Origin of the sequence: Marinicella litoralis, from assembly GCF_002591915.1 — a bacterium.
Classification (GTDB): Bacteria; Pseudomonadota; Gammaproteobacteria; order Xanthomonadales; family Marinicellaceae; genus Marinicella; species Marinicella litoralis.
On record NZ_NIHB01000016.1, the window covers coordinates 1 to 1,242 of the forward strand.

A 1,242-nucleotide genomic window follows, 5' to 3' on the forward strand; every position below is an offset into this window, starting at 1 on the left:
TTCAAGTCACGAGTTAAATTATCAATCGATAATTTTTGCTACTACACCCGCACCTACTGTACGGCCACCTTCACGAATGGCGAAGCGTAAACCTTCATCCATCGCAATCGGTGCAATCAATTCAACAACCATCTTGACGTTGTCACCAGGCATAACCATCTCTACACCTTCTGGTAACTCACATGCGCCAGTCACGTCTGTTGTTCTGAAATAAAACTGTGGTCTGTAACCTTTGAAGAATGGTGTGTGACGACCACCTTCATCTTTACTCAACACATAAATTTCAGCTTCGAATTTTGTGTGGGGCGTGATTGTACCCGGTTTTGCTAGTACTTGTCCACGCTCAACTTCATCTCTTTTCGTTCCACGCAACAAAACACCCACATTATCGCCAGCTTCACCTGAATCTAGCAACTTACGGAACATTTCTACACCGGTACAAATGGTTTTGCTGGTATCACGGATTCCAACGATTTCCAATTCATCACCCACGTTAACAATACCCGCTTCAATTCGGCCTGTTACAACAGTACCACGACCTGAAATCGAGAAAATGTCTTCGATCGGCATAATGAAAGGTTTTTCAGTTTCACGTTTTGGTGTTGGGATGTAAGCATCCATCTCATCCAATAGTTTTTGTACCGCTGGAACACCAATGTCAGACGTATCGCCTTCCAATGCTTTCAATGCAGAACCCATAACCAAAGGTGTGTCATCACCAGGAAACTCATAGTCACTCAATAACTCACGAACTTCCATCTCAACCAACTCCAACAACTCTTCGTCATCAACTTGGTCACATTTGTTCAAGAACACCATAATATAAGGTACGCCAACCTGACGTGCCAACAAAATGTGCTCACGAGTTTGTGGCATTGGGCCATCGGCTGCAGAAACAACCAAGATAGCGCCATCCATTTGTGCAGCACCTGTAATCATGTTTTTCACATAATCGGCATGGCCTGGACAATCTACATGCGCATAATGGCGTGACTCTGTCTCATACTCTACGTGAGCGGTAGAAATCGTGATACCACGTTCTCTTTCTTCTGGTGCATTATCGATTTGTGAATAATCTTTAAATTCCCCACCCATCTTTTCAGCAGCAACTTTAGTGATCGCTGCAGTCAAGGTTGTTTTACCATGGTCAACGTGACCGATGGTGCCCACATTTACATGCGGCTTATTGCGTTCAAATTTTTCTTTTGACATTATCGTTTCTCAAACTTAATATTTTAATAT

General features: G+C 43.2%; 1 protein-coding gene. It reads right to left on the bottom strand.

Annotated elements, in window-relative coordinates:
• Window positions 1–21 precede the first annotated feature (21 nt).
• Window positions 22–1,212, bottom strand: coding sequence for an elongation factor Tu (tuf, locus tag CCS90_RS14805; protein ID WP_099020345.1), 1,191 nt, complete (start codon window positions 1,210–1,212; stop codon window positions 22–24).
• Window positions 1,213–1,242: the final 30 nt, after the last annotated feature.

Coding starts and splice junctions, on each gene's coding strand:
- tuf (WP_099020345.1), bottom strand. CDS start 1,212: ATGTCAAAAGAAAAATTTGAACGCAATAAGCCGCATGTAAATGTGGGC.